The sequence below is a fragment of the Dietzia sp. SLG310A2-38A2 genome (assembly GCF_014145095.1).
Taxonomy (GTDB): Bacteria; Actinomycetota; Actinomycetes; order Mycobacteriales; family Mycobacteriaceae; genus Dietzia.
This window is the reverse complement of record NZ_JAALDX010000340.1, coordinates 3,897-7,591: the sequence shown is the minus strand read 5'-3', so window position 1 is coordinate 7,591 and position 3,695 is coordinate 3,897. Positions and strand designations below refer to the sequence as shown.

General features: G+C 70.5%; 2 protein-coding genes and 2 pseudogenes. All 4 read left to right on the top strand.

The window, feature by feature from the left end:
* Positions 1-605, top strand: a pseudogene (locus tag G6027_RS18880) (hypothetical protein); the annotation flags it as partial.
* A gap of 4 nt (positions 606-609) precedes the next feature.
* A complete protein-coding gene (gene manA / locus G6027_RS12295) occupies positions 610-1,851 on the top strand; it encodes a mannose-6-phosphate isomerase, class I (RefSeq protein WP_182637430.1) in 1,242 nt (413 codons plus the stop codon).
* A gap of 59 nt (positions 1,852-1,910) precedes the next feature.
* The gene (gene ahcY / locus G6027_RS12290) at positions 1,911-3,377 is read left to right on the top strand and encodes an adenosylhomocysteinase (RefSeq protein WP_182637429.1); all 1,467 of its coding nucleotides are present in this window, start codon (positions 1,911-1,913) and stop codon (positions 3,375-3,377) included.
* Between the two features lie 9 nt (positions 3,378-3,386).
* Positions 3,387-3,695, top strand: a pseudogene (locus G6027_RS12285) (dTMP kinase); the annotation flags it as partial.

The window sequence follows — 3,695 nt, the reverse complement described above, 5'->3', positions numbered from 1 at the left end:
TCCCGCCGCATCGCGGGGTCCTGCACCACCTCGCCGCCGGGATGGCGGTCCTGACCGCCCTCGGCGTCCCGGGACTGGACGTCGGTGTGGCCGCGGACGCCGTCGACGTCGAACTCGAGGGTCTGGGGCCCGATCTCGCGACCCCGGTCAACCCGGCCAAACTCCTCGCCACCGCGGTCGCCGGTTCGGACCCACTCGTCTGGATCCACGCGGATCCGTTGTCCGCGGCCTACTGCGACAGGGCGGTGGCCGCGTTCTGCGACGCCGGCCGGGTCACGGCGACCTCCTCCGTCACGGACGCCGTCCGGTCCCAGGCCGAACGCGCCCGCGGCCTGCCCGCCGTGGACCCCCTCGCGAGTCTGTTCCACGACGACCAGCTGGACGGCGAACGGGAGGACAGGACCATCCGGCACCTCGGTATGGTGTTGAGCGCGGACGAGGAGTTCGTCCGCCTGGCCGCGGGCCCGCTCGCGGACGTCGAGTGGATCTCCGATCGCGGTCGGGACACGGTCGGTGCCGCACCGGCCTCGTTGAGCGGAAAGGTGGCCGCGCTCATGGCACGGACCGAGCTCTCCGCCGCGTACCTGCTGGTGGGGGGGCTCTAGACCCGTGGTGGTTCTCAGCCCGGTGGTCCAGGCGTACGCGTGGGGCTCCCGGACCGCTCTCCCCGAATTGTGCGGAACCCACTCCCCGGCACCGCACCCGGTGGCCGAGCACTGGTTCGGCGCCCACGACTCCGGCTCGTCGCTCTGCGCCGACGGGCGGGGGTTGGACGCGCGGATCGCGGCCGACCCCGAGGGGGAGCTCGGTGCCCGGGTGGCCGCGGAACACGGGGGCGGGCTGCCGTTTCTCGTCAAACTCCTGTCCGCCGAGCAGGCGCTCTCCCTGCAGGCGCACCCGTCCCCGGAGAGGGCGAGGGAGGGTTTCGCGGCGGAGGACGCGCGGGGGATCGCCGTCCACGCCCCGGATCGCAACTACCGCGACACCAACCACAAGCCCGAGATCCTGGTCGCGCTGACCGAGTTCCACGCGCTGGTGGGTTTCCGTCCCGTGCCCCGGACCGTGGCGTTGTTCGACGCTCTCGACGTGCCGGCGCTGCGCCCCTACCGCGACATGCTGGACGGCCAGCCGGACGCGGAGGGCCTCCGTGCGGTGTTCACCACCTTCGTGACGATGCCGCACATGGCGCTGGAGGCGGTGGTGGCGGACCTGGTCACCGGCGCCGTGGGCTACCTCACCGCTGAGGGGGTGGCCGGCACGTGGGCAAACGAGGCCACGACCGTGGTGGAGCTCGCCGAGCGGTATCCCACGGACCCCGGTGTCCTGGGCGCGCTGCTGCTCAACCGGGTGGTCCTCCGGCCGGGACAGGCCGTCTACCTGGGACCCGGTCAGCTCCACGCTTATCTCCACGGCGTGGGGGTGGAGGTGATGGCCAACTCGGACAACGTCCTGCGCGGGGGCCTGACCCCCAAGCACGTGGACGTCCCGGAACTGATGCGGGTCCTGGCGTTCGACCCGCTGGCGGACCCCACGGTGCGGCCGGTACCGGCCGACCGCGGCATCCCGGGGGAGATGGACTACCCCACGCCCGAGCCGGACTTCGCGCTCTCGCGCATCGTGTTGCCCGCGGCCTCCACTCCCGTCAGCTACCGCACCGACGGGCCGGAGGTCCTGTTGTGCACCGCCGGACGGGTGCGCGTATCCGAGAACGGGACCAGGGAGACTCTGGGGCCCGGTCACGCGGTGTGGGTGCCCGCCTCGACGCCGCTCGTGGAGCTGGAGGCCGCGGACGGGGCCACCGTCTTCCGCACCCGCGTCGACGGTCCGGTGACGGGGACGCCGCACCGGTAGAGCTCCCCGCTAGTGTGGTGCGGAAGTCTTTTCCGAACTACGAGGAGCTGGTCGCACACATGTCCGCTGATCTGCACGTGCAGTCCGTCAACGGTGTCGAGTTCAAGGTGGCGGATCTGTCGCTGGCGGAGGCGGGCCGCAAGCAGATCCGTCTGGCCGAGCACGAGATGCCCGGCCTGATGGCGCTGCGTGAGGAGTACGGGGCGGAGCAGCCGCTGGCAGGGGCCCGGATCGCCGGGTCGATCCACATGACGGTGCAGACCGCCGTGTTGATCGAGACCCTGACCGCGCTGGGCGCGGAGGTCCGGTGGGCCTCGTGCAACATCTTCTCGACGCAGGACGAGGCGGCCGCCGCCGTCGTCGTGGGCCCGGAGGGCACGCCCGAGGCGCCGTCGGGCGTGCCGGTGTTCGCGTGGAAGGGCGAGACGCTCACCGAGTACTGGTGGTGCACGGAGCAGATCATGACCTGGCCCGGCACCGATCCCAACATGATCCTCGACGACGGTGGCGACGCCACCATGCTCGTGATCAAGGGCAAGGAGTTCGAGCAGGCCGGGGCCGTGCCGTCGGACGACTCGGCCTGGTCGGCGGAGGAGAAGGTCTTCCACGCGCTGCTGCGCGAGTCCGTGCCGGCCCATCCGGGCAAGTACACGGCCATCGCCGAGTCGGTCCAGGGCGTCACCGAGGAGACCACCACCGGCGTGCACCGCCTGTACCACTTCCACTCCGAGGGTGTGCTGCCGTTCCCGGCGATCAACGTCAACGACGCGGTCACCAAGAGCAAGTTCGACAACAAGTACGGCACCCGCCACTCGCTCCTGGACGGCATCAACCGCGGTACCGACGCCCTCATCGGCGGCAAGAAGGCCCTGGTGTGCGGTTACGGCGACGTGGGCAAGGGGTGCGCCGAGGCACTGGCCGGCCAGGGCGCGCGCGTCCAGGTCACCGAGATCGACCCGATCAACGCGCTGCAGGCCCTCATGGACGGCTTCGACGTGGTGACGGTCGACGAGGCCATCGAGGCCGCCGACATCATCATCACGGCCACCGGCAACAAGGACATCATCACCTTCGAGCACATGAAGCGGATGAAGAACAAGGCCATCCTGGGCAACATCGGCCACTTCGACAACGAGATCGACATGGCGGGCCTGGAGTCCGCCGCGGACGTCACCCGCATCAACATCAAGCCCCAGGTCGACGAATTCGTCTTCGACTCCGACGGCCGCTCGATCATCGTGCTGTCGGAGGGCCGTCTGCTCAACCTGGGCAACGCCACCGGCCACCCGTCGTTCGTGATGTCCAACAGCTTCTCCGACCAGGTGATCGCCCAGATCGAGCTGTTCAGCAAGGCCGACCAGTACCCGATCGGGGTCCACCTGCTGCCCAAGATCCTCGACGAGAAGGTCGCGCGCCTGCACGTCGAGGCGCTCGGTGGATCGCTCACCAAGCTCGCCAAGGACCAGGCCGAGTACATCGGTGTGGACGTCGAGGGCCCGTACAAGCCCGACCACTACCGGTACTGATCCGAACCGGTGGTCGCGCGGCTGGTCGTCGTCGAGGGGCTCGACGGCGCGGGCAAGAACACCCTGACGACCGCCCTGGTCGGTGAGCTCACCGACCGGGGGGTGTCGGTCGGGCGTCTGGCGTTCCCCCGGTACGGGACCCTGCACGCCGACCTGGCCGCCGACGCCCTCCATGGCGGTCAGGCCGGCGCCGCCGACTCGCCGCACGCGATGGCGTTGCTGTTCGCGCTGGACCGGCACGCGGCGCTCGACGAGCTCCGTGAGCTCGCAGCCTCGCACGACGTGGTGCTGCTGGACCGGTACGTGGCCTCCAACGCC

Bases quoted from the DNA above. Each gene is read 5' to 3' on its own strand.
- ahcY (WP_182637429.1), top strand. From the start codon at position 1,911: ATGTCCGCTGATCTGCACGTGCAGTCCGTCAACGGTGTCGAGTTCAAG.